The organism is Sphingobium sp. YBL2 (assembly GCF_000943805.1).
GTDB lineage: Bacteria > Pseudomonadota > Alphaproteobacteria > Sphingomonadales > Sphingomonadaceae > Sphingobium > Sphingobium fuliginis.
This window is the reverse complement of the sequence record NZ_CP010954.1, coordinates 1,015,001-1,040,310: the sequence shown is the minus strand read 5'-3', so window position 1 is coordinate 1,040,310 and position 25,310 is coordinate 1,015,001. Positions and strand designations below refer to the sequence as shown.

Annotated in this window: 18 protein-coding genes and 2 rRNA genes (1 of these 20 cut by a window edge); 13 read left to right on the top strand and 7 right to left on the bottom strand. The window is 65.6% G+C overall.

Annotated features, from left to right (window positions below; genetic code table 11):
* The first annotated feature begins 65 nt into the window (after positions 1-65).
* From TZ53_RS04960 to TZ53_RS04940, 5 genes are all read left to right on the top strand, one after another.
* Positions 66-1,217, top strand: a complete 1,152-nt coding sequence (locus TZ53_RS04960; RefSeq protein ID WP_025549808.1) for an HlyD family secretion protein — start codon at positions 66-68, stop codon at positions 1,215-1,217.
* On the top strand, positions 1,214-2,770 hold the full coding sequence (locus tag TZ53_RS04955) for a DHA2 family efflux MFS transporter permease subunit (protein ID WP_025549809.1): 1,557 nt from the start codon (positions 1,214-1,216) through the stop codon (positions 2,768-2,770). The genes TZ53_RS04960 and TZ53_RS04955 overlap by 4 nt, the downstream gene beginning before the upstream one ends.
* Before the next feature lie 10 nt (positions 2,771-2,780).
* The gene (locus tag TZ53_RS04950) at positions 2,781-4,220 is read left to right on the top strand and encodes an efflux transporter outer membrane subunit (RefSeq protein ID WP_025549810.1); all 1,440 of its coding nucleotides are present in this window, start codon (positions 2,781-2,783) and stop codon (positions 4,218-4,220) included.
* A gap of 290 nt (positions 4,221-4,510) precedes the next feature.
* The gene (locus tag TZ53_RS04945) at positions 4,511-5,794 is read left to right on the top strand and encodes an HD-GYP domain-containing protein (RefSeq protein ID WP_025549811.1); all 1,284 of its coding nucleotides are present in this window, start codon (positions 4,511-4,513) and stop codon (positions 5,792-5,794) included.
* 62 nt (positions 5,795-5,856) lie between these two features.
* Positions 5,857-6,714, top strand: a complete 858-nt coding sequence (locus TZ53_RS04940; protein ID WP_025549812.1) for a class I SAM-dependent methyltransferase — start codon at positions 5,857-5,859, stop codon at positions 6,712-6,714.
* Between the two features lie 47 nt (positions 6,715-6,761).
* Here the strand turns inward: TZ53_RS04940 and TZ53_RS04935 are convergent, their stop codons facing one another.
* On the bottom strand, positions 6,762-7,163 hold the full coding sequence (locus TZ53_RS04935; protein WP_044662863.1) for a DUF2147 domain-containing protein: 402 nt from the start codon (positions 7,161-7,163) through the stop codon (positions 6,762-6,764).
* 59 nt (positions 7,164-7,222) lie between these two features.
* Between TZ53_RS04935 and TZ53_RS04930 the strand changes: the two genes are divergently transcribed.
* Complete coding sequence (locus TZ53_RS04930; RefSeq protein ID WP_025549814.1) at positions 7,223-7,921, top strand: methyltransferase domain-containing protein; 699 nt, start codon at positions 7,223-7,225, stop codon at positions 7,919-7,921.
* Here the strand turns inward: TZ53_RS04930 and TZ53_RS04925 are convergent.
* From TZ53_RS04925 to pncB, 3 genes are all read right to left on the bottom strand, one after another.
* Positions 7,851-8,984 (bottom strand): NAD(P)/FAD-dependent oxidoreductase, encoded by a 1,134-nt coding sequence (locus tag TZ53_RS04925; protein WP_044660623.1) that lies wholly within the window; start codon positions 8,982-8,984, stop codon positions 7,851-7,853. The genes TZ53_RS04930 and TZ53_RS04925 overlap by 71 nt on opposite strands.
* On the bottom strand, positions 8,981-10,045 hold the full coding sequence (locus TZ53_RS04920) for a type III polyketide synthase (protein WP_025549815.1): 1,065 nt from the start codon (positions 10,043-10,045) through the stop codon (positions 8,981-8,983). The genes TZ53_RS04925 and TZ53_RS04920 overlap by 4 nt, the downstream gene beginning before the upstream one ends.
* Before the next feature lie 81 nt (positions 10,046-10,126).
* Positions 10,127-11,431: a nicotinate phosphoribosyltransferase gene (gene pncB / locus TZ53_RS04915; protein ID WP_044660622.1), complete on the bottom strand. Its 1,305-nt coding sequence runs from the start codon at positions 11,429-11,431 to the stop codon at positions 10,127-10,129.
* A gap of 420 nt (positions 11,432-11,851) precedes the next feature.
* On the opposite strand from pncB, the gene TZ53_RS04905 reads away from it, so the two are divergent.
* From TZ53_RS04905 to TZ53_RS04880, 6 genes are read left to right on the top strand one after another with little or no spacing between them, the layout of a single operon-like run.
* Positions 11,852-11,941 carry a potassium-transporting ATPase subunit F gene (locus TZ53_RS04905; protein ID WP_037483019.1) on the top strand — a complete coding sequence of 30 codons (90 nt, stop codon included), beginning with the start codon at positions 11,852-11,854 and terminating at the stop codon, positions 11,939-11,941.
* 13 nt (positions 11,942-11,954) lie between these two features.
* Positions 11,955-13,658 (top strand): potassium-transporting ATPase subunit KdpA, encoded by a 1,704-nt coding sequence (gene kdpA / locus TZ53_RS04900; RefSeq protein ID WP_044660621.1) that lies wholly within the window; start codon positions 11,955-11,957, stop codon positions 13,656-13,658.
* Between the two features lie 13 nt (positions 13,659-13,671).
* A complete protein-coding gene (kdpB, locus tag TZ53_RS04895; RefSeq protein WP_025549817.1) occupies positions 13,672-15,702 on the top strand; it encodes a potassium-transporting ATPase subunit KdpB in 2,031 nt (676 codons plus the stop codon).
* A 23-nt stretch (positions 15,703-15,725) separates the two neighbouring features.
* A complete protein-coding gene (kdpC, locus tag TZ53_RS04890) occupies positions 15,726-16,310 on the top strand; it encodes a potassium-transporting ATPase subunit KdpC (protein ID WP_044660620.1) in 585 nt (194 codons plus the stop codon).
* A complete protein-coding gene (locus tag TZ53_RS04885; RefSeq protein WP_044660619.1) occupies positions 16,307-18,967 on the top strand; it encodes a sensor histidine kinase in 2,661 nt (886 codons plus the stop codon). The genes kdpC and TZ53_RS04885 overlap by 4 nt, the downstream gene beginning before the upstream one ends.
* A complete protein-coding gene (locus tag TZ53_RS04880; protein WP_044660618.1) occupies positions 18,964-19,674 on the top strand; it encodes a response regulator in 711 nt (236 codons plus the stop codon). Before TZ53_RS04885 ends, TZ53_RS04880 begins: the two co-directional genes overlap by 4 nt.
* 134 nt (positions 19,675-19,808) lie before the next feature.
* Here TZ53_RS04880 and TZ53_RS04875 read toward each other — a convergent pair whose 3' ends face one another.
* Positions 19,809-21,704 carry a potassium transporter Kup gene (locus TZ53_RS04875; protein WP_025549819.1) on the bottom strand — a complete coding sequence of 632 codons (1,896 nt, stop codon included), beginning with the start codon at positions 21,702-21,704 and terminating at the stop codon, positions 19,809-19,811.
* Between the two features lie 214 nt (positions 21,705-21,918).
* On the opposite strand from TZ53_RS04875, the gene TZ53_RS04870 reads away from it, so the two are divergent.
* Positions 21,919-22,209 carry a hypothetical protein gene (locus tag TZ53_RS04870; protein ID WP_044662862.1) on the top strand — a complete coding sequence of 97 codons (291 nt, stop codon included), beginning with the start codon at positions 21,919-21,921 and terminating at the stop codon, positions 22,207-22,209.
* A 122-nt stretch (positions 22,210-22,331) separates the two neighbouring features.
* Here TZ53_RS04870 and rrf read toward each other — a convergent pair.
* Positions 22,332-22,446 (bottom strand): 5S ribosomal RNA (gene rrf / locus TZ53_RS04865).
* Positions 22,447-22,611: 165 nt separating this feature from the next.
* Positions 22,612-25,310: ribosomal RNA gene (locus TZ53_RS04860) — 23S ribosomal RNA — on the bottom strand (it continues 96 nt past the right edge of the window).

Sequence of the window (25,310 nt, the reverse complement as noted above, 5' to 3'; positions counted from 1 at the left end):
GGTGCAAGCGCGAGCATAGGGGACGGTATTGCGATCTGCGGGTTCCATCGATGAGTTCTGAGACAGTGGCTTCTTCTCCCCCCCATGGCGACGACTCGGGCCAGAGCCGCTCCTCCGCGCTCAGAAGCCCGCGTGCACGCCTGATCCTGCTGCTCGTGGCGCTGGCGCTGATCGGCGGCGGCGTGCTGTGGCTCATCCGCTTCGAAACCTTCGGCAAATATCAGGAATCGACCAACGACGCCTATATCCAGGCCGATTCGATCACCGTCGCGCCCAAGGTGTCCGGCTATGTCGACCGCGTCTTCGTCGATGAGAACCAGGATGTGAAGGCCGGCCAGCCGCTGGTTCAGATCGATCCGCGCGATTACCGGGCGCAGGCGGCCCAGTCCGTGGCGCAGATCGACGTGGCCAAGGCCAATGCGGCCGGGGTCGTCGCCCAGATTGCTGAGCAACGCGCCGCCGTCGCGCAGGCCGAGGCCGATCTGAACGCCGCCAACGCCAATGCCACCTTCGCCGCGCGCGAGGTGGAGCGCTATCGCCCGCTGGCGGCCAGCGGTGCGGAGACCCGCGAGCGCCTGTCGGAGCTTCAGAACCAGGCGACCCAGGCGCGGGCGAGGGCCGCGGCGGCCAGGGCGACACTGACCAGCGCGCAGAAGCGGATCGCCACCCTGCAGACACAGGTGCGGCAGGCGGAAGCGCAGGGCGAGGCCGCGCGTGCGCAGCTTTCGGCCGCCAGCACCAATGTGGAGGCGACGATATTGCGGGCGGCGGTCGACGGGCGGATCGGTGACAGGAGCGTCAGGCAGGGCCAGTTCGTTCAGGCCGCCAGCCGGCTGATGACGCTGGTTCCCAAGGCCAGCCTCTATGTCGAGGCGAATTTCAAGGAAACGCAACTGGGCCTGATGCGCGTCGGCCAGCCGGTGACGATCGCGGTGGATGCGCTGCCCGGGATCGAGCTGCCCGGACGGGTCGCCAGCATCGCGCCCGGCACCGGCGCCCAGTTTTCGGTCCTGCCGCCGCAGAACGCCACCGGCAATTTCACCAAGATCGTCCAGCGCATCCCGGTGCGCATCGCCGTCAGCGCCGGCCCCGAAACCCGGAAGCTGCTGGTCCCCGGCATGTCCGTCGAAGTGTCCGTCGACACCCGTTCGGCCCGGAACGCCGCCGCGCAGATCCGCCGGGAGCAGGAGCGGCATAACGCCCGGATCGGCCGATGAACGCCACCGCCGCTCCGGCCGCGCCGCCCCTTCCCGAACGCGCCGACACCGCCGCGTGGCTGGCCGTCATCGCGGGAAGCCTGGGCGCGATGATGGCGACGCTGGACATTTCCATCGTCAATTCAGCGCTGCCCACGATCCAGGGCGAGATCGGCGCCAGCGGCACGGAGGGCACCTGGATCGCGACATCCTATCTGGTCGCGGAGATCATCGTCATTCCGCTGGCGGCCTGGCTGGAACGGCTGCTGGGGCTGCGCACCCTGCTGCTCGCCGCCGCCTTTCTGTTCACCGGTTTTTCGATGCTGTGCGGCGTGGCCGGCGACCTTACCACCATGGTCATCGGCCGCGTCGGCCAGGGCTTTACCGGCGGCGCGCTGATCCCCACGGCGATGACCATCATCGCCACGCGCCTTCCCCGTTCGCAGCAGCCGATCGGCAATGCGCTGTTCGGCGTCACCGCCATTCTTGGGCCGGTGCTCGGCCCGCTGGTCGGCGGATGGCTGACGGAGAATATAAGCTGGCACTACGCCTTCTTCCTGAACCTGCCCGTGGGCATCGTGCTGATCACCCTGCTGCTGGTGACGATGCCGCATCAAAAGCCGCGCCTCAGCGAATTCCGGCAGGCCGACTGGCTGGGCATCGCGGGCATGGCGCTGGGCCTGGGCGGCCTTACCATCGTGCTGGAGGAGGGGCAGCGGGAACAATGGTTCCAGAGCAGCGAGATCGTCCTGATGTCGGTCATCTCCGGCATCGGCTTCATCCTGCTGTTCGCCGGACAATATTTCGCGAAAAGGCCCGTCATCCGGCTGAAGCTGCTGCTCGACCGGCAATTCGGGGCCGTTGCGCTGATGGGGCTGGTGATCGGCATGATGCTGTACGGCACCGCCTTCGTCATTCCGCAGTTCCTGGCGGCGATCGCCGGCTATGACGCGCTGCAATCGGGCCGCATCGTCCTGCTGTCCGGCATTCCGAGCCTGATGCTGATGCCGCTCACGCCCCTGCTGATCCGGCACCTCGACATCCGCATCGCGGTGGGCGCCGGGCTGCTCGTCATGGCGACGAGCTGCTGGGTCGACACGGTGCTGACCAATCAGGCGGTAGGCCATGATTTCGTCGAGTCGCAATTGCTGCGCGGCGTGGGCAGCGTATTCGGTTTCCTGTTCCTCAACCAGGCGGCCATCGCATCGGTCCCGCGCGAGGATGCGGGCGATGCCGCCGGGCTGTTCAACGCCGTCCGCAATCTGGGCGGATCGCTGGCGCTGGCGGGCATCGCCACCATCCAGGACCAGCGAAGCTGGCTGCACAGCCGCCGCATGGAGGAAAGCCTGAGCGCCAATAGCGGGCAGGTGCAGGATTATATCGGCGGCCTCGCCCATTCGCTGGGCGGGCAGGACGCCGCGCTTCGATCGCTGGCAGGCACGATCCAGCGGGAAGCGCTGGTGATGACCTATAACGACATCTTCACGATGCTGGCGGTCGGCATCATCGCCGTATTGCCGCTGGTGCTGTTCCTGCGTCCCTTGCCCAAGGGGCAAGCGGTCGCGATGCATTGAGGCTGGTTCCATGCGTTTCCCCCAGACCGTCCTTCCTCCGGCCATCCTCCCGCTGCTGACGCTCGCCGCCTGCACCGCCGGGCCGGATTATCAAGGGCCGGAAGCGGCCAGGCCGGTCAGCCCGGCGGCGCAGTTCGTCAGGGCGCCCGCCGACGCCGGCCCGCAGGCGCCCGCCGCCGCGGCCTGGTGGACGGCGCTGGGCGACCCGGTGCTGGACGCGCTGGAAAGCCGCGCGCTGGCCGCCAGTCCCGGCGTGGCCGTGGCGGAGGCAAGGGTGCGGCAGGCCCGCGCCTCGCTGCGGACGGAGCGCGCCAATGCCCTTCCCAATGTCAATGCCTCCGCTCTTTACGTCCATGCCACCGTGCCCGGCGTCGACCTCGGCAATTCGGAGGAGGACAGTTCCGATGGCGGCGACAGCCAGTCGCTCAATTTCTACAATCTGGGCTTCGACGCGAGTTGGGAGGTCGATCTGTGGGGTGGCCGGCGGCGGGGAGTGGAGGCGGCACGGGCCCAGGTTGAGGCGGCGCAGGCCAATGTCGCGGACGCGCAGGTCAGCCTGACCGCCGAAATCGCCCAGGCCTATGTCAATCTGCGCGACCGGCAGCAGCGTATCGCGCTGGCGCAGCAGGCCACGGCCCGGCAGCGCGAGATGCTGCGCCTGACGGAACAGCGCCACGCCGGGGGAACTGCCTCCGCGCTGGAGGTGGAACAGCAGCGCAACCAGCTGGAGCAGAGCGACGCCGCGCTGCTGCCGCTGAGTGCGGAGCGCGACGCCTATCTGAACGCGCTGGCTACCCTGGCCGGGGAAGCGCCCGGCGCGCTCGACGCCATGCTGGCCGCGCCCGCGCCCGTGCCGCTGCCTCCCGCGCAGGTCGCGGTCGGCGATCCCGCCGCGCTGCTCAGGCGCCGCCCCGACATCAGGGCGGCGGAGCGCCAGTTCGCCGCCGCCACCGCCAGGATCGGCGTGGCGGAGGCCGCGCGTTTTCCCAGCCTCAGCTTCATGGGCCTGATCGGCATCGGCGGCACCGATCCGGGCGATCTGGTCGACCTCGACACGCTGGCGGCGATCGCCATGCCGCGCCTGAGCTGGAGCTTCCTCGATTTCGGCCGCAACGCCGCCCGGGTCGGACAGGCCGAAGGCGTCCGGGACGAGGCGGCCGCGCAATATCGGCAGGCGGTGCTCAATGCCCTGCGCGACGGCGAGGACGCGCTTTCCCGCTTTGGCGCGCGGCGGCTGAGCGTCGCCAGCGCCGCCCGGTCGAAGGCCTCGGCTGAGCGCGCCGCCGCGCTGATGCGCCAGCGTTTCGAGGCGGGAACGGCCACCCGCATCCAGCTTCTCGACGCGGAGCGGCAGAGCCTGTCGGCGGCTCAGGCGCTGACCCAGGGAACGGCGGCGATGACGGCCGACTATATCGCCCTGCAAAAGGCGCTCGGCCTCGGCTGGCAATAGGGAATTTAACCTTTCCGCAAGGCTTTGGGAGCGAAATGCCGCGCTGGAGCGCGTTGCCTTGTATCGGGCACAGGCCGCGCGCTCCAAGTTTCTGTTGTCGCATCGTTTTAGGCAGAAAACCGGTTCCCGTCCTTCGACAGGGCTCAGGACAGGCTTTTCCGCACGATGCTCTAAAAGTCCATATTGTCCGATGGAAGCGCGACATGCTCCGGGGGAGGAGTCCGGCAGGGACGGGAGAGCGCGCTTCGGATCGGACGGGAGGGACTTTCAAGTCGGGGCCGCGCATCATCATGTTGAAGAGAATTCGTACCGAGCATGTCGAATTGGGCATGTTCCTCCACAAGATGGAAGGGTCATGGTTCGCCCACCCCTTCTGGAAGAGCAGGATGCTGCTGGAGGATGCCGAACAACTGGAAACGTTGAAGGCGAGCAAGGTCGAATGGGTGCAGATCGACACCTCTCGCGGCGCTGACCTGAAGCCCAGCGAAGCGCCCGCCCCGCCCCGCGCGCCGGCTGCCGACCAGCGTGACCGTCCGTTCGGCCGCGCGGGCGCCACCATAGCCCGGCGCGGGGCGCCGCCGCCAGTCAGCCGTCCGTTCGACCCGCTGTCGAAGGACAGGCTGCCGGCCAAGGCGGAGATGGTTCATGCCAACCGCCTCGCCCGCAAGTCGGTGCGCGCGATGCAGAAGATCTTCGACGATTCCCGACTGGGCAATGCGATCAAGCTCAACAGGCTGGAAACGATGATCGATGAGATCTCCAGCTCCATCCAGCGCAATCCCCACGCCTTCATGGCGGTGACGCGGCTCAAGAACACCAGCGAATATCTCTATCTGCACGCCCTGTCGGTCTGCGCGCTGATGATCAGCCTGGCGCAGCAGCTCCGCCTCTCTCCGGAAGAGGTGCAGCAGGCCGGGCTTGCCGGATTGCTGATGGACGTCGGCATGGGCCATGTGCCGCAGGAAACCTGGGACAAGGACAGTCCGCTGACGCCGGAGGAATGGGAGGTCGTGAAGAGCCACACCACGCTGGCGCATGAATTCCTGGCGCTGGGCGGCGAAATGCCGGACGCCGTGCTGGACGTCTGCCTCCATCACCATGAGCGGTTGGACGGCAGCGGCTATCCCCATGGGCTGAAGGGCGATGAAATCGGACGGTTCGCCCGCATGGCGGCGATCTGCGACACCTATGACGCGATGACGTCCAACCGCATCCACCGTCATGGCGAGGACCCATCCCGCGCGCTGCTGATGCTGGACGAGGCGCAGACGCTCTACGACCCCGAAATCTTCCAGGCGTTCCAGCGCGCGGTCGGCATCTATCCCATCGGATCGCTGGTCCGCCTGCGCTCGCACCGGCTGGCGATCGTGGTCGAGCAGAATGCCGACGACCTGACGCTGCCGGTGGTGCGGCCCTTCTATTCGCTTTCCGACCGCAGCTTCGTGAAGGCGGAGGACATAGACCTTTCCAACTGCTTCGGCGCGGACCAGATCATGACCCGCGAAACGCCGGAGGGTTGGGACATGACCGAATGGCCCGCGCTCAGCGCCAGGCTGCTCGCGGCGGCGGGATGAAGGCGGGGGCCCTGCCCTGAAAATTCGTTGCGCCTGCCCGCCGGGCAAGGGATATAGGCGGCATGATCGTGCCGGATATGCCCTCTACCGCGGCGGGCGTCGCCGTTCATTATGACGAACTGGACCTCGCCTACCGGCGGATCTGGGGCGAGCATGTGCATCATGGCTATTGGCGGAGGGGGAGCGAGAGCCCCGCCGAAGCGGCCGAAGCGCTCGTCGAGGAGGTGGAGGCGCGGCTTGCGCCGGAACCAGGACAGAGGCTGTGCGACATAGGATGCGGCTATGGCGCCACCGCCGCCCGGATCGTCGCCCGGCACGACGTCCATGTCACGGGCCTCACCCTCTCCTCCGCGCAGGAGAAGGTGGCAGGCGCGCGTGCGCTGTCCCGCTTCACCTGCCTGCGTCGGGACTGGCTGCACAATGATCTGCCCGATGCGGGTTTCGACGGCGCCTATGCGATCGAAAGTTCCGAACATATGGTCGACAAGGCCCGCTTCTTCACGGAAGCGGCACGGGTGCTGCGGCCCGGCGGGCGGCTGGTCGTCTGCGCCTGGCTGGAGGGCGAAGGCGCGCGGCCATGGGAAGTCCGCCACCTGCTGCGACCCATTTGCCGGGAGGGGCGGCTTCCCGGCATGGGCAGCCGGGCGGATTATGAGGCGCTGGCCGCCCAAGCGGGGTTCGCGCTGCGCGACCATGAGGATGCCAGCGTCCGCGTCCGCCGCACCTGGACGATCTGCCTGCGTCGGCTGGCGGTGGCCATGATCCGCGACCCGGCCCTGCGGAGCCTTGCGCTCAATCCCCGGACCCGGAACCGCGACTTCATCCTCAGCCTGCCGCGCCTGATCCTGGCGCTGCGCACCGGCGCGATGCGCTACGGCATCTTCCTGTGGGAGAAGGACAGCGCCGGTCCTAGGGTGTGAGGGGATTCAGCCCATGGCGACCTGCGTCCGATTTAGCGCAGCGTGCTCTAGCGCAGCCGGGTCCAGCGCTGCGACTGGCACAGGAACAGCACGCATCCCGTCAGCCTGAGCGATCCGTCCGCGTTCAATCCCAATGTCGCGCGGTAGCTTCGCCCCGATTTCGGGTCATAGGCGCGGCCGCCCTTCCAGATCGCGCCGTCGCGGCGGAAACCCCAAAGGGTGAGCAGGCCCAATATCGGCTGCCCGCGCAACTTGGGGTCGGGATTGTTGACATCGGTCGCCGGCACGCCCGGTCCCTTGTCCAGCACTTGCGCGATCCGACCGCACATCTGCCCGCCGCACGGCGCGATCTGCACCACGCCCTTCCGGTCCTCGGTCAGCCAACGGCCCTCGACGGACGGCGGCGAGGCCGCCGCCGCCATGATCAGGAGCGCGGTGAAATATCCCATGGCATGCACCTCCATGCCCATGAAGATATGCTATGATGCCGGAGAAGAAGAGAGGGCATATGGCCGACCTTTCGATCCGTTCGCGGCAGGAAGAGCAGATGGACGCGCCGGACCTGGACCCCGCCGTCTATGAGCGGGTGCTGCACGACCTCGCCCGCGTGAACCGCTGGACCTTCACTGCCTGGCCCACCATCGCCTTCCTCAACCGCGCGGTCGGTCCGGCCCGGCATTTCCGCCTGCTCGATGTCGGTTTCGGAGACGGCGACGTCCTGCGCGCGGTCGCCCGCTGGGCCCGGAAGCGCGGGATAGAGGCCGAGCTGATCGGCGTCGACCTCAATGAAAAGAGCCTTGCCGCGGCCCGCCACGCGACTCCGCCCGAACTTGCCATCGACTATCGGGCCGGCGACTATCTGGACCAGCCGGAGCAGTTCGACTTCATCATCTCCAGCCAGGTGACGCACCATATGACGGATGCGCAACTGATGACCTTCCTGCGCCATATGGAGGCGGAGGCGCGGATGGGGTGGCTGATCTGCGACCTGCACCGGCATGGATTTGCCCATTGGGGCTTTCCGCTGCTCGCCCGCCTGCTGCGCGTCCACCGCATCGTGCGGGAGGATGGCCGGCTGTCCATTGCCCGGTCCTTCCGCCCCGGCGACTGGGCGGAGCTGTTGCCCCAGGCGGGCATCAGCCTGGACGATGTGCGGATCGTGCGGCGCTTTTCCTTCCGCCTGTGCGTGGAGCGGATATGCGGGTGAGCAGCGCGGCCTGAACGCCCAGCCCCGGCATCAGGCCCAGCAGCCGCATCAGCAGCCCGCGTCCCCATGGTCCCGCCGCCCCGTGGCGCAAGGCTTCGGCAATCGCCAGCGGCCGCCGGCTGCGGCGGCGCCACTGGTCCTGCCAGCCCATCGCCGCCTGCGCTCCACCCCGCAGATAGGCCTGCGCGGCGCTGGTCCCGCTGTGGAGCGCGATGGCGATGCCGTCGCCGGCCAGGGAAGCGATCACCGCGCCCTGATCCCCGATGCGGAAGAGTCCCGGAACGCTCGCCGCCGCGCGCCAGCCATAGGGCACGCCGGCAATCGCTTCAAAAGAGGGCGGCATGTTTCCAGCCATGCGGCGGGCCAGATGGGGCGCCTCCGCCATGATCGCCTGCATCAGCGCGGGCGCGCCATCCGACAGCCGGTCCCGCGCAACGGAAAGGCAGAGATTGGCGGTGCCATCCTCCTGCAACAGCAGGCCGGCATAGCCGCCGTCGAACAGGTGCATCTCGATCACGCCCGTCAGGTCCGCGCTGCCGGGCAGGGTCGCGCGAAACCCGACGCAGGGCGGTTCCCGCCGGGCGGTGAGATCGCGGGCCAGCCCGCGCAATTCATGCTTGCCCGTCGCCAGGAACAGCGCATCGCCGGCCAACTGCCCGCCATCGTCGAACCGGATCGAACGCGCTGCGGGGTCGGCGGCGCGCACCGCCCGGCCCCGCTGGACGACGGCTCCCGCCCGCGCCGCGCGCGCGATCAGCGCTTCGTCCAGCGTCCGCCGCGACAGCCCCGCCGCGACATGGGGCAGCGGCAGTTCCAGATGCCGGCCGTCCGCCACCAGCCGCAACCGCCGGATCGGCCGCGCGCCCAGCGCGACCGCGTCGACACCCAGATCGCCCAGTGCCGCCAGCGCATCCCAGCCGAGGAAGCCGCCGCACACGCCATCATGCGGGCCGCTCCGGCGGTCGAGGAGATGCACCTGCGCCCCCGCCCGAGCCAGGGCGATCGCCGCCGCCGCGCCCGCCGGTCCGCCACCGACGACCAGAGCGGGCAGGCGCGCCGTCATGCCAGCCCTTCGAAACGGAATCCTTCGGCCGCCAGTCCCGGTCCGAAGGCCAGCGCCACCCCCCGCCCCGCGTCCGCCAGCATGTCGTGCAGGATGAACATCAGGGTGGAGGAGGACATGTTGCCGAACCGCGCCAGCACGCTCCGCGACGGCGCCAGGGCATCGCGGCTAAGGTCCAGTCCCTGCTCCACCGCGTCCAGGATCGACCGGCCGCCTGCGTGCACCGCCCATCGGTCTATCCCGGCCATATCGTCGCTTCCCCACAGGCGGCGGCGCACCGAGGGATCGCCCAGCGCCGTCAGGATGCGCCCCGGCACCTCTCCGGACAGGTGCATGACAAAGCCGCTATCCCCTATGTCCCAGCGGATCAGTTCCGCCGAATCCGCGAGGTTGAGCGAGAAGGGCCGGTCGATCGCGACGCCGGCGTCCTCCCCCGTCACCAGAGCGGCGGCCGCGCCGTCCGCGAACTGGAGCATCATCAGCAGCCGCTCGATCTGCCATTCCGGCTGGAAATGCAGGGAAGACAGTTCGACCGTCACCACCAGCACCCGCGCATCGGGTTCCGACCGGACGATGTGCCGCGCCGTCCGCAACGCCGCGACCGCCGCATAGCAGCCCATGAAGCCGACCAATGTGCGCTCGACCCCCTCCAGCCCCAGCCGTTCGGCAATGATCTGGTCGATGCCGGGGGCGACGAAGCCGGTGCAGCTCGCCACCACCAGATGGCTGATCCGGTCGAGCGGCACCTGCGCCCTCAACCGCGCGATCGCCTCCATCGCCAGGCGGGGCGCATGATCGGCATAGCAGCGCATGCGCAGCGAGGTCGGCGGCATTTCGCCCGCGTAGAAGCCGCCGGGATCGACCGGCGATCCGCCCTCGGCGGTCGGCGGCAGCACGCACCAGCGATGCCCGATGCCGGACCGCTCCGCCATGCGCTGGAACAGCCGGCGCTCGCGCGGATCGTCCAGTTGGCCGGTCGCCCAGCGAATGAAGGGTGCATGCATGTCCAGCGCGGGGACGGCGCACCCGATGGCGTTGATGCGAGCGCGCGTATCGGTCATCGGGTCGTCATGGCTCCTGTCTTCGTGGAACGTCCGGGTGGGGGGAAAGGATCAATCGCGGCAGCCTGGCCCCTGCCGCCCTTAGACCTCCACTTCCTTCTCCAGACGTCCCTCTCCCCCGAAAACCTGCAAATATCGGGCGATCTCCTCCGGCTCGCCTGTCGCCTTGGCGGGGTTGTCGGACAGCTTGACCGCCGGGCGGCCATTGGCCTCCACCACCTTGCACACCAGCGAGATCGGATCGAGCCCGGTCGTGGCAAAGGGCGCGCAATCCCTGAAATCATTGGTGAGGTTGGTGCCCCAGCCAAAGCTCATCCGCACCCGCCCGGCAAAATGCCGGTAGGTCGCCTTGATGCTGTCGACATCCATGCCGTCGGAGAAGATCAGCAGCTTCGACCGCGGATCGCGTCCCTTTTCCCGCCACCAGCGGATGATCCGCTCGCCCCCCTCGATCGGCGGCGCGCTGTCGGGGCGGAAACCCGTCCAGTCCGCCACCCAGTCCGGCGCATGGCGCAGGAACGCCGCCGTGCCGAAGGCATCGGGCAGCACGACCAGCAGGTTGCCGGCATAATGATTGCGCCAATCCTCCAGCACGCGATAGGGGGCGGCGGCCAGCCCCTCATCCCCCTCGGCCAGGGCGGCCAGCACCATCGGCAGCTCATGGGCGTTGGTGCCGATGGCCTCCAGATCGGCGTCCATCGCCAGCAGCACATTGGACGATCCGATGAACCGGCGGCCCAGCCGTTCCTTCAGCGCCTCCACGCACCAGCGCTGCCAGAGGAAGCCGTGCCGCCGCCGCGTGCCGAAGTCGGATATGACGAGGTCGGGCAGTTGCGCCAGCCGCTCCACCTTCTCCCACAGCTTCGCCTTGGCGCGGGCGTAGAGCACGTCCAGTTCGAACCGCCCCCGTCCCTTCATCGCCGCGCGGGATCGCAATTCGTTGATGATCGCCAGCGCCGGGATTTCCCACATGCTGCTGTGGGTCCAGGGGCCGTGGAAGCACAGTTCATATTGGCCGTCGACCTTGCGCAGGTCATAGTCGGGCAGGCGGAAATCGGCCAGCCACGCGATGAAATCCGGGCTGAACATCTGCCGCTCGCCATAAAAGCTGTTGCCCGCCAGCCAGATCAGTTCCTTCTTCCCGAAGCGCACGGACCGGGCATGGTCGAGCTGCGCGCGCAATTCGCCCTCGTCGATGACCTCGGCCAGACGCACGGATTGCGTGCGGTTGATCAGTTTGAAGGTCGCCTGCACATCCGGGTAGAGGTGACGGATCATCTGGAGCATCAGCAGCTTGTAGAAATCCGTGTCCAGCAGGCTGCGGACAATGGGGTCCAGCCGCCAATTATGATTATAGGTGCGGTTGGCGATGTCGGTGTAAACCATCGAAATTCCGTTCAGCCCGTGACCGGCCCCAGTCTATGCGCGACAGGCGCGACTGTCAGCCATCGTCGCCAATCGAACCGGATATGATCCCGTTCCCCTTCATCTGCAAAGACGGCGCCGTCCTCGTCCATCCGTGACCCGGCCGGCCGTGTCCTGCGGCCATGATGGCCGGAACCCGCGCCGCGCGCCATTTTCATACGCAATTTCTATGCCCTGCCCTTTTCCCCTCTCTCGATTTCAAACGCCGCCCTGTCCTAATTGAGCGGCGGCAGACGATGGCCCGTCCCGCACCCCGCGCGACAGCTTCGGCTGCGGGAGTTTCCTTATGCAAGACATGCTCTGGATCGGCTTGATCCTGATCCTTCTCGCCGCCAGCCTCGGCTATGCCGCGCTGTGCGGGCGGGCGTGAGGGCGGGCGCCATGACCATCGACCTCTGGCTCGCCGCATTCACCGCCATCGGCCTCCTCCTCTATCTGGTCGCCGTGCTGGCGCGGCCCGAACGCTTTTAGGGAGGCGCGTTCCATGACCTTTCAGGGATGGCTGCTGATCGCGGCCTTTGTCGGCCTGTTGCTGATCCTCGTGAAGCCGGTCGGCCTCTGGCTGTTCGCGCTTTACGAAGGACGCCGCACGCCGCTTCACGGCCTGCTCGGCCCTGTGGAGCGCGGCTTCTACCGCCTTTCCGGCATCGATCCGCGGGAGGAACAGGGCTGGCGCCGCTATGCGGTGCATATGCTGGTCTTCAACACGGCGCTGCTGCTCCTCACCTATGCGCTGCTGCGGATGCAGGCGGTGCTGCCGCTCAACCCGCAGCATCTGGGCGCGGTGAGCGGGCATCTCGCCTTCAACAGCGCGATCAGCTTCACCTCGAACACCAACTGGCAGAGCTATGCCGGGGAATCGACCATGTCGAACCTCAGCCAGATGCTGGCGCTCACCATCCATAATTTCCTTTCCGCGGCGACGGGCATTGCGCTCGCTTTTGCGCTGTTCCGGGGATTTGCCCGGCGCAGCAGCGCGACCATCGGCAATTTCTGGGCCGATATGGTGCGGGTGACGCTCTATCTGCTGCTGCCGCTCTGCGTCCTCCTCGCGATCTTCTACATGGCGAGCGGCGTGCCGCAGACGCTGGCGGGACCGGTCGAGGTCACGACGCTGGAAGGCGCGAAGCAGACGCTCGCCCTGGGACCGGTCGCGGGTCAGGAGGCGATCAAGATGCTGGGCACCAACGGCGGCGGCTTCTTCAACGCGAACAGCGCCCACCCGTTCGAAAATCCGACGGCGCTCACCAATTTCGTGCAGATGCTGTCGATCTTCGCCATCGGCGCCGGCCTCACCCACAGCTTCGGCAAGGCGGTGGGCAATGTGCGGCAGGGATGGGCCATCCTCGCCGCGATGATGGTCCTGTTCCTTGCCGGCGTCGCGATCACCTGTTGGCAGGAGGCGGCCGGCAATCCGGTCCTCCATCATCTGGGCGTTCCCGGCGGCAACATGGAGGGGAAGGAGGTGCGTTTCGGCATCGCCGCCTCCGCCCTCTTCTCCGTCATCACCACGGCGGCGAGCTGCGGCGCGGTCAACGCCATGCATGACAGCTTCACCGCCATCGGCGGCCTCGTCCCCCTGTTCAACATGCAATTGGGGGAAGTGGTGGTCGGCGGCGTCGGCGCGGGCATATACGGCTTCCTGCTGTTCGCCATCCTCGCCGTGTTCGTGGCGGGGCTGATGGTCGGCCGCACGCCGGAATATGTCGGCAAGAAGATCGAGAGCCGGGAGGTGAAGCTCGCCGTCCTCGCCATCGCCGTGCTGCCGATGGCGATACTGGGCTTCACCGCGATCGCGAGCGTGTTGCCGGCGGGCCTTGCCGGCCCGCTCAACAAGGGACCGCACGGGTTCAGCGAGATCCTCTACGCCTTCACCAGCGCGGTCGCCAACAACGGATCGGCCTTTGCCGGACTGACCGCCAACACCCCCTTCTACAACGGCCTGCTGGGCGTGGCGATGTGGATCGGCCGCTTCTTCATCATCATACCCATGCTGGCCATAGCCGGCGGACTGGCGGCGAAGAAGTACACGCCGGAAACCGCGGGCAGCTTCCCCACCACGGGGCCGCTGTGGACCGGGCTGCTGGTCGGCATCGTGCTGATCGTCGGCGGCCTCACCTTCCTCCCCGGCCTTGCCCTTGGCCCCATGGCCGATCATCTCGCGATGGTCCGTGGCCAGCTCTTCTAAGGATCACAAGCCCATGCCCCGGTCCGAAACCCGATCGCTCTTCACCGCCGACCTCATCCTGCCCGCGATGGGCGACGCTTTCCGCAAGCTGAACCCCAGGGACCTGATCCGCAACCCGGTGATGTTCACGACCGCCGCCGTGGCGGTGCTGCTGACGCTGTTGCTGGCCGTGGGGCAGGATCATCTTGCCCCTGGCTTCAAGCTGCAACTGGTGGCCTGGCTGTGGCTGACGGTTCTGTTCGGCACCTTTGCCGAGGCGCTGGCCGAAGGACGGGGCAAGGCGCAGGCCGCTTCGCTGCGCGCGACCAAGGCGGAACTGACGGCCAGGCGGCTGAAGGGCGACGCGGTCGAGACCGTCCCGGCGAGCGCGCTCAGGATGGGCGATGTCGTGCTGGTCGAAACCGGCGACCTCATCCCATCCGACGGAGAGGTGGTCGCCGGCGTCGCTTCGGTCAACGAGGCCGCCATTACCGGCGAATCCGCGCCGGTGATCCGGGAGGCGGGCGGCGACCGCAGCGCGGTGACGGCGGGCACGCGCGTCATTTCCGACCGGATTCGGGTGCGGGTGACGGTCAATCCGGGACAGGGCTTTCTGGACCGCATGATCGCGCTGGTGGAGGGCGCCGAACGGCAGAAGACGCCCAATGAGATTGCGCTGACGCTGCTGCTGGTCGGCCTGACCATCATCTTCCTGATCGCCGTGGGCACGATTCCGGGCTTTGCCAGCTATGCCGGGGGCGCCGTGCCGGTGGCGATCCTCGCCGCCTTGCTGATCACGCTGATTCCCACGACCATCGCCGCCCTCCTCTCCGCCATCGGCATCGCGGGCATGGACCGGCTGGTGCGCTTCAACGTGCTGGCCAAATCGGGCAGAGCGGTGGAAGCGGCGGGGGACATAGACACGCTGCTGCTCGACAAGACCGGCACCATCACCGTCGGCGACCGTCAGGCGACCGAGTTCCGCCCCGTCGGCGGAACGTCCCCGGCCGAGTTGGCGGAAGCGGCGCTGCTCGCCAGCCTGGCCGACGAAACGCCGGAGGGCCGCTCCATTGTCCTGCTGGCGCGGGAGAAGTTCGGGCAGAGCGCGGATGCGCTGCCCGAAGGCGCGGTGGTCGTTCCCTTCACGGCACAGACCCGCATTTCCGGCGTAACGCTGGCCGGTTCGACCATCCACAAGGGGGCGGTGGACAGCATCCTGCGGGCCAATCCCGCCCTAGACAGGGAAGCCGCAACCCAGGAACTGCGCCGCATCACCGACGAGATCGGCCGCGCGGGCGGCACGCCTCTGGCAGTGGCGAAGGATGGGAGGCTGCTTGGCGCGATCTTCCTCAAGGACATCGTCAAGGCGGGCATTCGCGAACGCTTCGGGGAACTGCGGCAGATGGGCATCCGCACGGTGATGATCACCGGCGACAATCCCCTTACCGCCGCCTCCATCGCGGCGGAGGCGGGGGTGGACGACTTCCTCGCCCAGGCCACGCCGGAGGACAAGCTGGCCCTGATCCGCAAGGAGCAGGAGGGCGGCCGGCTGGTCGCGATGTGCGGCGACGGCACCAATGACGCCCCGGCGCTGGCGCAGGCGGATGTCGGCGTCGCCATGAACACCGGCACCCAGGCCGCGCGGGAGGCGGGCAATATGGTCGACCTCGACAGCGATCCGACCAAGCTGATCGAGGTGGTGGGCCTGGGCAAGCAATTGCTGATGACGCGCGGCGCGCTGACCACCTTTTCCGTCGCCAACGACGTCGCCAAATATTTCGCGATCATCCCCGCCATGTTCGTGGCGCTCTATCCGGGGCTGGGGGTGCTGAACATCATGGGCCTTGCCAGCCCGGAAAGCGCGATCCTGTCCGCGATCATCTTCAACGCGCTGATCATTCCCTGCCTGGTGCCGCTGGCCCTGAGGGGCGTGACCTACCGGCCCATCGGCGCCGGGCCTCTGCTGGCGCGGAACCTCGCCATCTATGGGCTGGGCGGGCTGGTCGCGCCGTTCGCGGGCATCAAGCTGATCGACCTTGCCGTGAATGGACTGGGTCTGGCGTGACGGACGGCGGAAAGGATAGCAGAATGTTCACCGACCTTAAAACCTCCCTTCGACCCGCGCTCGCGATGACGCTGCTCTTCGCGCTGCTGCTGGGCATCGCCTATCCGCTGGCGCTGACCGGCATCGGGCAGGCGCTTTTCCCGTTCCAGGCCAATGGCAGCCTGATCAGGCAGAGCGGCAGACCGGTGGGCTCCACGCTGATCGGCCAGAATTTCGCCAGCGACCGCTATTTCCATTCCCGTCCGTCGGCGGCGGGCAAGGGCTATGACGGGCTCGCCTCCTCCGGTTCCAACCTGGGGCCCGCCAGCAGGGCGCTGGCCGACCGCGTCGCGCGCGACATTCAGGCCCTGCACTCACCCGGTCGTCCCGTTCCGTCCGATCTGGTGACAACCTCCGCATCGGGGCTGGACCCCCATATCAGCCCCGATGCGGCCTTTTTTCAGGTCGGGCGGGTGGCGAAGGCGCGCGGTCTGGAGCCGGGCCAGGTTCGCGCGCTGGTCGACCGGAGCATAGAGCGACCGCTTCTGGGCTTTCTGGGGGAAGCGCGGGTCAATGTCCTCGAAATCAATCGACGGCTGGATGGCATCGGCGCTAATCAGGCGGGATGAGCGAACCGGACCGCCGCGATCCAGAAGCCTATCTGCGTCAGGCGGCGCGGGAAGGCCGCGGGCGTCTGAAGATATTCCTCGGCGCGGCGCCGGGCGTCGGCAAGACCTATGAGATGCTGATCGACGGCATGCAGCGCCTGAAGGCCGGCGTCGACGTGGCGGTGGGCGTGGTCGAGACCCATGGCCGGCGGGAGACGGAAGCGCTGCTCCACGGCCATGAGGTCATTTCCCGGCGCGCAGTCGATCATCAGGGCCATAGCCTGGGCGAGATGGATCTGGACGCGATCCTCGTCCGCCGCCCCGGGCTGGTGCTGGTGGACGAACTCGCCCACAGCAACGCGCCGGGCAGCCGCCATCCGAAACGCTATCAGGATGTGGAGGAGCTGCTCGACGCCGGGATCGACGTCTATTCGACCGTGAATATCCAGCATGTCGAAAGCCTGAACGACGTCGTCGCCTCCTTCACCCGCGTCCGGGTGCGCGAGACGGTGCCGGATTCCATCCTCGAAACGGCGGAGATCGAGGTGGTCGACATTCCGCCCGACGAGCTGATCGATCGGTTGAAGGAGGGCAAGGTCTATATCCCGGCGGAGGCCAGCCGGGCGCTCAACCATTTCTTCTCCAAGTCCAATCTGACCGCGCTGCGCGAGATGGCGTTGCGCCGCGCCGCGCAGGCGGTGGACGCGCAGATGCTGGACTATGTGCGCGCCCATGCGCTGGCAGGCAGCTTCGCGGCGGGCGAGCGGGTCGTCGTCGCCATCAGCGAACTGCCGAGCGCGCAGGGGCTGGTCCGCGCCGCCAAGCGGCTGGCCGACGCACTGAAGGCGCCCTGGACCGCCGTGCATATCGAAACGCAGCGCAGCCTGGCCTTCACGGCGGAGGAGCGCGGCCATCTGGCCGACACCATGGCGCTCGCATCGCGCCTGGGCGGAACGACCGCGACCATCCCCGCCCCCAGCGTCGTGGCGGGGCTGCGCCAATATGCGGCGGACGCCCGCGCCACCCAGATCGTGATCGGCAAGGCGAGCCGAAGCTGGTGGTTCGAACTGCGGCACGGGTCGGTGGTCGACCGTCTGGTCCGCGCCATGGAAGACGTCGCCATCCACGTCCTGCCGGGCGACCGGTTCGCGCCGCCCCGCCGGACCGCCCGCATGGGGCCATGGGGCAAGCCCGCCGACTATCTCTGGTCCACGGCGATGATCGCGCTGATGACCGCCATAGGGCGGCTGCTGGTCCAGACCATCGCGCTCGGCAATATCGCCCTGCTCTATCTGGTGCCGGTGATGTTCGCCGCCGCCAGCTTCGGCCTGCGCGCCGGGCTGTTCGCGGGTCTGCTTTCCAGCCTCGCCTATAATTTCTTCTTCCTGCCGCCCACCGGCACGCTGACCGTCAGCAATCCGGAAAATGTCATCTCCATCCTCGTCCTGCTGGGCGTCGCCATCGTCACCAGCCAGTTCGCCGCCCGCGTCCGCGCCCAGGCGGACCTGGCCCATGGCAGCGCCCGGCAGAATGCGGCGCTGGCGGGATTTTCCCGGCAACTGACCGCGGCGGCCAGCCAGGACGAGCTGATGCATGCCATCTGCGCCGAAGTGGGGCGAATGTTCGACGTGCGCACCGTCCTCCTCCTCCCATCGCCCGACGGTCCGCAACTGCGCGCCGCCGTGCCGCCGGAGGACCGGCTGGAGCAGATAGAGAAGGCCGCCGCCCAATGGGCGATGGACAATGAGCAGCCCGCCGGGCGCGGTTCCTCCACATTGACGGCGTCGGACTGGCTGTTCCACCCGCTGCGCACGACGCGCGGCGTGCTGGGCGTGCTGGGACTGGCGCGGGAGGATGCGGGGGAGCCGTTGCGGTCCGACCAGTTGCCGCTGCTCATGAGCCTGCTCGACCAGGCGTCCATCGCCTTCGACCGCATGGCGCTGGAGGAGGAGATGCTGGACGCCCGCCAGATCCGCGAGCGCGACCGGCTGCGTTCCGCCCTGCTCTCCTCGGTCGGGCACGACCTGCGCACGCCGCTCACCACCATCATCTCCGCCGCGCATGAACTGAAGCGCCAGCACCCCTGCGACCTTGCCGACACGGTGGAGGCGGAGGCGTTGCGGCTGACCCGCTTCGTCGCCAATCTGCTGGACATGGCGCGGGTGGAGGCGGGCGCCCTGCCGCTGAAGCTGGAGCCCGTGGACCTGTTTGACGCGGTGGCGGGCGCCGTCCACGATACGCGCCAGTCGCTTGGCCGGCATGAGGTGAAGGTCGACATATTGCCCGATATTCCGCTGGTGCGGGTCGATCCGACGCTGCTGCACCATATCCTCATCAACCTGCTCGACAATGCGGGGCGCTATGCCGATCCGGATACGCCCGTGACCATCCAGGGCCAGCGGCTGCCCGACGCGATCACCCTGTCGGTGATCGATCAGGGACCGGGCATCCCGCCGGGGAGCGAGGCGCGCGTCTTCGACACCTTCACCCGCATGGAGGGGTCGGACCGGGCGAAGCATGGCACCGGCCTTGGCCTTGCCATCGTAAAGGGCTTTGCCGAGGCGATGGGGCTGGGCGTATCGGCCGCCAACCGGGCCGATCCGCCCGGCGCCTGCTTCACCCTGCGCTTTCCGCAGGCCTCGATCCTGTCTCCGCTTGCTGACGAGGACATGCCATGACCACCCGTTCATCCGGTCGCCACAAGGTGCTGATCATCGATGACGAACCGCAAATCCGTCGCCTGATCCACGCGGCGCTGACCCGCGCCGACCATGCGACGGTGGAGAGCGCCAATGCGCGCGAGGCGCTGGACAAGTTGCGGGAGGAGCGACCCGACATCTGCCTGCTCGACCTTGGCCTGCCCGACCGCGACGGGCTGGAGCTGGTGCCGCTCATCAAACGGGATTCGGACGCCAGCCTGATCGTCATATCGGCGCGCGACGCGACCGAGCAGAAGGTCGCCGCACTGGACCTGGGCGCGGACGATTATCTGACCAAGCCCTTCGATACCGACGAGATGCTTGCCCGCGTGCGCGTGGCGCTGCGCAACCGCATGACCAAGGATGGCGGCGTTTCGATGGTCCGCGCAGGGGATGTGGCGATCGACCTGATGGCGCGGATCGTGACAAGGGGCGGACAGGAAGTGCATCTGACGCCGAAGGAATATGGCGTGCTGGCGCAACTGGCGAAATATCCGGGGCGGGTGATCACCCATCAGCAGATCATGGCGCAGGTCTGGCCCAACGAGCATGCGCATCATGTCGAATATCTGCGCGTGCTGGTGCGAACCCTGCGGCAGAAGTTGGAGGACGACCCGCAGCGGCCCCGCATCATCGCGAACGAACTGGGGATCGGCTACCGGTTGAAGGAAGCGGATGGGGGTTGAGCCCCCCTCCTCCCTCTAGTCATCATCGGCACGGAGCGGAAATCCACCCTCCATAAGAAGCCCCAGACGGCACGTCCGGGGGATGGGTTCCCGCCTTCGGGAATGACGGGGTGAAGTTCAAAAATGAAGGGGAATCAGATTTCGACCTGCGACCCCAGTTCCACCACCCGGTTCGTCGGCAGCTTGAAGAAATCCATGGGCGTCACGGCATTGCGCATCATCCAGGCGAACAGCTTTTCCCGCCAGATCGCCATGCCGGGCTTTTCCGACGGGATCAAAGTCTGGCGGCTGAGGAAATAGCTGGTCTGGCTGACATTGATGGGGCCGCCGCAGCCCTGGACCGCTTTCATCGCGGCGGGAATGTCGACTTCCTCCATGAAGCCGTGGCGCAGCACCACGCGGTAGAAGCCTGCCCCCAGTTCCGTCACTTCGGAACGGCCGGTGAGCGGCAGATGAGGCACGCCCTCAGTCCGCACGGTCAGGATGATCACCCGCTCGTGCAATATCTTGTTATGCTTCACATTGTGCAGCAGCGCCGGCGGCACGCCCTCCACACGGGAATTGAGGAAGATCGCCGTGCCCGGCACCCGCTTCAGGGAGCCGGAGACGGACTGGATGAACAGTTCGACCTCCATCGCTCCTTCCAGCAGATAGAAGTTCATGATCTTCCGCCCGGTCGACCAGGTCGTCAGGATGATGAACACCACCGCCGCCACCAGCAACGGGAACCAGCCGCCATCGGGAATCTTCGTCGCGTTGGACAGGAAATAGGCGCCGTCCACAGTGAGGAACAGCCCCGTCACGCCAGCGGCGAGCAGCCTGTTCCAGCGCCATACGCTGAAGGTCAGCACCGCCATCATGCAGGTGGTGATGACCATGGTCCCCGTGACGGCAATCCCATAGGCGGCGGCCAGGTTGCTCGACGACTGGAAGCCCAGAACCAGCAGCACGACCAGGAACAGCAGCGCCCAGTTGACCAGCGGCACATAGATCTGCCCCGCCGCCGAAGCGCTGGTATGCGCGATCTTGAGGCGCGGCAGGAAGCCGAGTTGCACCGCCTGCTGCGTCACGGAAAAAGCGCCGGAAATCACCGCCTGGCTGGCGATCACCGTGGCGAGCGTGGCCAATATGACCAGCGGCAGCCGCGCCCATTCCGGCGCGAGCAGGAAGAAGGGGTTCTCCGCCGCCTCAGGCAGGTCCAGCAGCAGAGCGCCCTGGCCCATATAATTGAGCAGCAGGCAGGGAAAGGCGGCGTAGAGCCAAGCTATGCTGATCGCCTTGCGCCCGAAATGGCCCATATCGGCATAGAGCGCCTCCGCCCCCGTCACCGCCAGTACGACCGAACCCAGCGCCAGGAAGGCGAGCTTCGCATCGAGCGCGAAGAAATGGATGGCCCACATAGGGTTGACGATGGCGACAATCCCCGGATGGCGCACGATGTTGAGGATGCCGAGCGCCGCCAGCACCAGGAAATAAACCGCCATGATGGGCCCGAACAGCGCGCCCACCCGGGCGGTGCCATGTTTCTGGATCAGGAACAGCCCGATCAGAATGACGATGGCGATGGGAAGGACGAAGGGCGCAAATCCGTCATTCACCGTCTCCAGCCCTTCCACGGCCGAGAGCACGGATACGGCGGGGGTTATGATCGCGTCGCCATAGAATAGCGCTGCCGCCAGAACGCCCAATATGGCGATGGTCGGCGTCCATCGGCTCTCCCCCAGCTTGCGGGAGATCAGGGCGAGCAACGCCATGCTGCCGCCTTCGCCATGATTGTCGGCGCGCATGATGATGAACACATATTTGACCGTGACGATGAGCGTCATGGTCCAGAAGACCAGCGACAAGACGCCATAGATATGGGCAGGATCGACCGCCAGCGGATGGTGGCCGACGAAGCTCTCCTTCAGGGCATAGAGCGGCGAGGTGCCGATATCCCCGAACACCACGCCCAGCGCCCCCAATGCCAGAAGCGACAACTTCCCCTGCGGATGGCTATGGCCCACCCCCTCGCCCGCTCGATCCGTCATCCGTACCGTCACTCGCTGTTGCCGGGCCGCCCATCGCATGAAGCCGCATTATATTTCCAGTGGGGCTTTATGCGATCGGCATAGGATTCGCATAGGAATGCCGGAAAACTCCCCCGAATCCTATGAAATTTCAACGCGGACGATCGGTTCTCGCTCTCGATAAGCTATGCGGGAATGCGCAATTGAACATTCTCCGGGAAGGAGAATGCGGCAAATGTCGGACTGGCATGAACATCTGGTGGCCAGGATCGGGTTGAGGTTGGCGGGCCTGATCCTGTTGATCTCCACCTGGCCAGAAGGCGGGCTGCTGCGCAGGCTGGTCATGGAGAATCCGGCAGCGGACATGACCATGCCGGAATTTGCGCTGGCCGCGCTGCTGTTTCTAAGCGCAAGCGCGGGTGCGGCCCTGACGATGATGGGCGCGCGTCTTTGGCAGCCGGTAGAGCTTTCAGCGCGTTGGTCCAGCGCCATGGGTGATTTACCCAGGGTTGGAGGGTGGGTTTGAGGTATGATTTGGGCTGGTGGTTTGCCGGTTTGCCAGCGCGACCTGAGGGGGTGCGCTTGGGGGGCATTGCGCCTGGGCGCAGGAGATTGCGAATGGGTTATATGTGAAGCGCGAGCTATAATGCCTGGCGACGCCCTACTCTTCCGGGGCTTGAGCCACAGTACCATCGGCGCAGACTGGTTTCACGTCCGAGTTCGGGAAGGGATCGGGTGGGTCACAGACGCTATGGTCACCAAGCAATAGAGCTTGCGCTTCGGGTTTTAATCGGTGCCGTGCACTTGGGCGTTTCGGTTGAGAAACGCGTCATCAAATGAGTTGGTTTGTTTATCTGGCATGAGGTTGATCACCACGCTCGATGGCAGACGCTGGTTTGTGTCCAGTGTTGTCATTGATGGTGGGACTCTCAGGCGCGATCAGAGCAATTAGGACCGGTTAGCTCCATATGTTACCACACTTCTACATCCGGCCTATCAAGGTCGTGGTCTACGACCGCTCGAAGAAATCTTATCTTGAGGGAGGCTTCCCGCTTAGATGCTTTCAGCGGTTATCCCGTCCATGCATAGCTACCCTGCTGCGCCCTTGGCAGGACGACAGGTACACCAGAGGCATGTTCAACCCGGTCCTCTCGTACTAGGGTCAACTCCTCTCAAATTTCGACGCCCACGGCAGATAGGGACCAAACTGTCTCGCGACGTTCTGAACCCAGCTCACGTACCACTTTAATTGGCGAACAGCCAAACCCTTGGGACCTGCTCCAGCCCCAGGATGTGATGAGCCGACATCGAGGTGCCAAACGATTCCGTCGATATGAGCTCTTGGGAATCATCAGCCTGTTATCCCCGGCGTACCTTTTATCCGTTGAGCGATGGCCCTTCCACGAGGGACCACCGGATCACTATGACCGACTTTCGTCTCTGCTCGACTTGTCAGTCTCGCAGTCAGGCGGGCTTATGCCATTGCACTCTAACAGACGGTTTCCAACCGTCCTGAGCCCACCATCGCGCGCCTCCGTTACTCTTTAGGAGGCGACCGCCCCAGTCAAACTACCCGCCACAGAGGGTCCCTGCACCGGATGACGGTGCGAGGTTAGACATCAGAAAACAACAGGGTGGTATTTCACCTATGGCTCCACGCGGGCTGGCGCCCACGCTTCAAAGCCTCCCACCTATGCTACACAGTTCTTTCCTAATGCCACTCTGAAGCTGCAGTAAAGGTGCACGGGGTCTTTCCGTCTAACCGCGGGTACTCCGCATCTTCACGGAGAATTCAATTTCGCTGAGCATATCCTGGAGACAGTGGGGAAGTCGTTACGCCATTCGTGCAGGTCGGAACTTACCCGACAAGGAATTTCGCTACCTTAGGACCGTTATAGTTACGGCCGCCGTTTACCTGGGCTTCAATTCAGAGCTTGCACTCCTCCTCTTAACCTTCAGGCACCGGGCAGGCGTCAGGCCCTATACGTCGTCTTGAAGCCGACTTAGCAGAGCCCTGTGTTTTTGCTAAACAGTCGCTACCCCCTGGCCTGTGCCCCCCACAAGTGCTTGCGCATATGTGGGGCCTCCTTCTTCCGAAGGTACGGAGGCAATTTGCCGAGTTCCTTCAGGATACTTCTCTCAAACGCCTTGGTATACTCTACCATTCCACCTGTGTCGGTTTAGGGTACGGTCTATACGGTGGGGCTATTTCCTGGGACAACTTCCCTGCCCGGACCAATCCAATAAGGCCGAACAAGTTACGCCATCCGTCACACACCACCAGGCCCACGAATATTAACGTGGTTCCCATCGACTACCCCCTTCGGGCTCGTCTTAGGGGCCGGCTTACCCTGCTCAGATTAGCTTTAAGCAGGAACCCTTGGAATTTCGGCGACAGTGCATCTCACACTGTTAATCGCTACTCATGTCTGCATTCGCACTTCCGATACCTCCACGGTCGGTTACCCTCCCGCTTCAACGGCCTACGGAACGCTCCGCTACCGCTCAGTCAAAAGACTGAACCCTAAGCTTCGGTGCACGTCTTGAGCCCCGTTACATCTTCGCCGCAGGATCTCTTATTTAGACCAGTGAGCTGTTACGCTTTCTTTAAAGGATGGCTGCTTCTAAGCCAACCTCCTGGTTGTTTTGGAAATCCCACATGCTTTCCCACTTAGACGTGACTTGGGGACCTTAGCTGTAGGTTAGGGCTGTTTCCCTTTTGACGACGGACCTTAGCACCCGCCGTCTGTCTGCCGGACTAGACTCGTTGGTATTCGGAGTTTGGTTAGTATTGGTAGATCTCGCGACCCCCGCAACCATCCAGTGCTCTACCCCCAACGGCAATCATCCGACGCTCTACCTCAATAGATTTCGCGGAGAACCAGCTATTTCCCGGCTTGATTGGCCTTTCACCCCTAAACACAACTCATCCGATAATTTTTCAACATTAAACGGTTCGGCCCTCCAGTGCGTGTTACCGCACCTTCAGCCTGGTCATGCCTAGATCGCCGGGTTTCGGGTCTAATGCATCGAACTCAATCGCCCTGTTCAGACTCGCTTTCGCTGCGCCTACACCTAACGGCTTAAGCTTGCTCGATACACTAAGTCACAGACCCATTATGCAAGAGGTACGCGGTCAGGTCTCAAGGACCCTCCCACTGCTTGTAGGCATCCGGTTTCAGGTACTGTTTCACTCCCCTCATCGGGGTGCTTTTCACCTTTCCCTCACGGTACTGGTTCGCTATCGGTCATGTACGAGTATTTAGGCTTGGAGGGTGGTCCCCCCATGTTCAGACAGAGTTTCACGTGCTCCGCCCTACTCAAGTCCTGATGTTTCGCTTTCACATACGGGGCTGTCACCCGCTATGGCGCCACTTTCCAGAGGCTTCTGTTAACTAAACACCAGGCGCTGGCCTGGTCCGCGTTCGCTCGCCACTACTAACGGAATCTCGGTTGATGTCTTTTCCTCCGGGTACTGAGATGTTTCAGTTCTCCGGGTTCGCTTCACCAAAGCCTATTTTATTCAGCTTAGTGATACCTCTCCCATTTAACGCTGTGCCCGATCGCTCGGGTGCAGCCTTAAATGGTGAAGGTGGGTTGTCCCATTCGGAAATCGCGGGATCAAAG

Excerpts from the sequence above, each read along its gene's own strand:
- kdpA (WP_044660621.1), top strand. The coding sequence starts at position 11,955 with ATGACCTTTCAGGGATGGCTGCTGATCGCGGCCTTTGTCGGCCTGTTG.
- TZ53_RS04905 (WP_037483019.1), top strand. The coding sequence starts at position 11,852 with ATGACCATCGACCTCTGGCTCGCCGCATTCACCGCCATCGGCCTCCTC.
- TZ53_RS04935 (WP_044662863.1), bottom strand. The coding sequence starts at position 7,163 with ATGGGATATTTCACCGCGCTCCTGATCATGGCGGCGGCGGCCTCGCCG.
- TZ53_RS04920 (WP_025549815.1), bottom strand. The coding sequence starts at position 10,045 with ATGACCGATACGCGCGCTCGCATCAACGCCATCGGGTGCGCCGTCCCC.
- TZ53_RS04870 (WP_044662862.1), top strand. The coding sequence starts at position 21,919 with ATGTCGGACTGGCATGAACATCTGGTGGCCAGGATCGGGTTGAGGTTG.
- TZ53_RS04945 (WP_025549811.1), top strand. The coding sequence starts at position 4,511 with ATGTTGAAGAGAATTCGTACCGAGCATGTCGAATTGGGCATGTTCCTC.
- kdpB (WP_025549817.1), top strand. The coding sequence starts at position 13,672 with ATGCCCCGGTCCGAAACCCGATCGCTCTTCACCGCCGACCTCATCCTG.
- TZ53_RS04930 (WP_025549814.1), top strand. The coding sequence starts at position 7,223 with ATGGCCGACCTTTCGATCCGTTCGCGGCAGGAAGAGCAGATGGACGCG.
- TZ53_RS04880 (WP_044660618.1), top strand. The coding sequence starts at position 18,964 with ATGACCACCCGTTCATCCGGTCGCCACAAGGTGCTGATCATCGATGAC.
- TZ53_RS04875 (WP_025549819.1), bottom strand. The coding sequence starts at position 21,704 with ATGACGGATCGAGCGGGCGAGGGGGTGGGCCATAGCCATCCGCAGGGG.
- TZ53_RS04950 (WP_025549810.1), top strand. The coding sequence starts at position 2,781 with ATGCGTTTCCCCCAGACCGTCCTTCCTCCGGCCATCCTCCCGCTGCTG.
- TZ53_RS04955 (WP_025549809.1), top strand. The coding sequence starts at position 1,214 with ATGAACGCCACCGCCGCTCCGGCCGCGCCGCCCCTTCCCGAACGCGCC.
- pncB (WP_044660622.1), bottom strand. The coding sequence starts at position 11,431 with ATGGTTTACACCGACATCGCCAACCGCACCTATAATCATAATTGGCGG.
- TZ53_RS04925 (WP_044660623.1), bottom strand. The coding sequence starts at position 8,984 with ATGACGGCGCGCCTGCCCGCTCTGGTCGTCGGTGGCGGACCGGCGGGC.
- TZ53_RS04885 (WP_044660619.1), top strand. The coding sequence starts at position 16,307 with ATGAGCGAACCGGACCGCCGCGATCCAGAAGCCTATCTGCGTCAGGCG.
- TZ53_RS04940 (WP_025549812.1), top strand. The coding sequence starts at position 5,857 with ATGATCGTGCCGGATATGCCCTCTACCGCGGCGGGCGTCGCCGTTCAT.
- kdpC (WP_044660620.1), top strand. The coding sequence starts at position 15,726 with ATGTTCACCGACCTTAAAACCTCCCTTCGACCCGCGCTCGCGATGACG.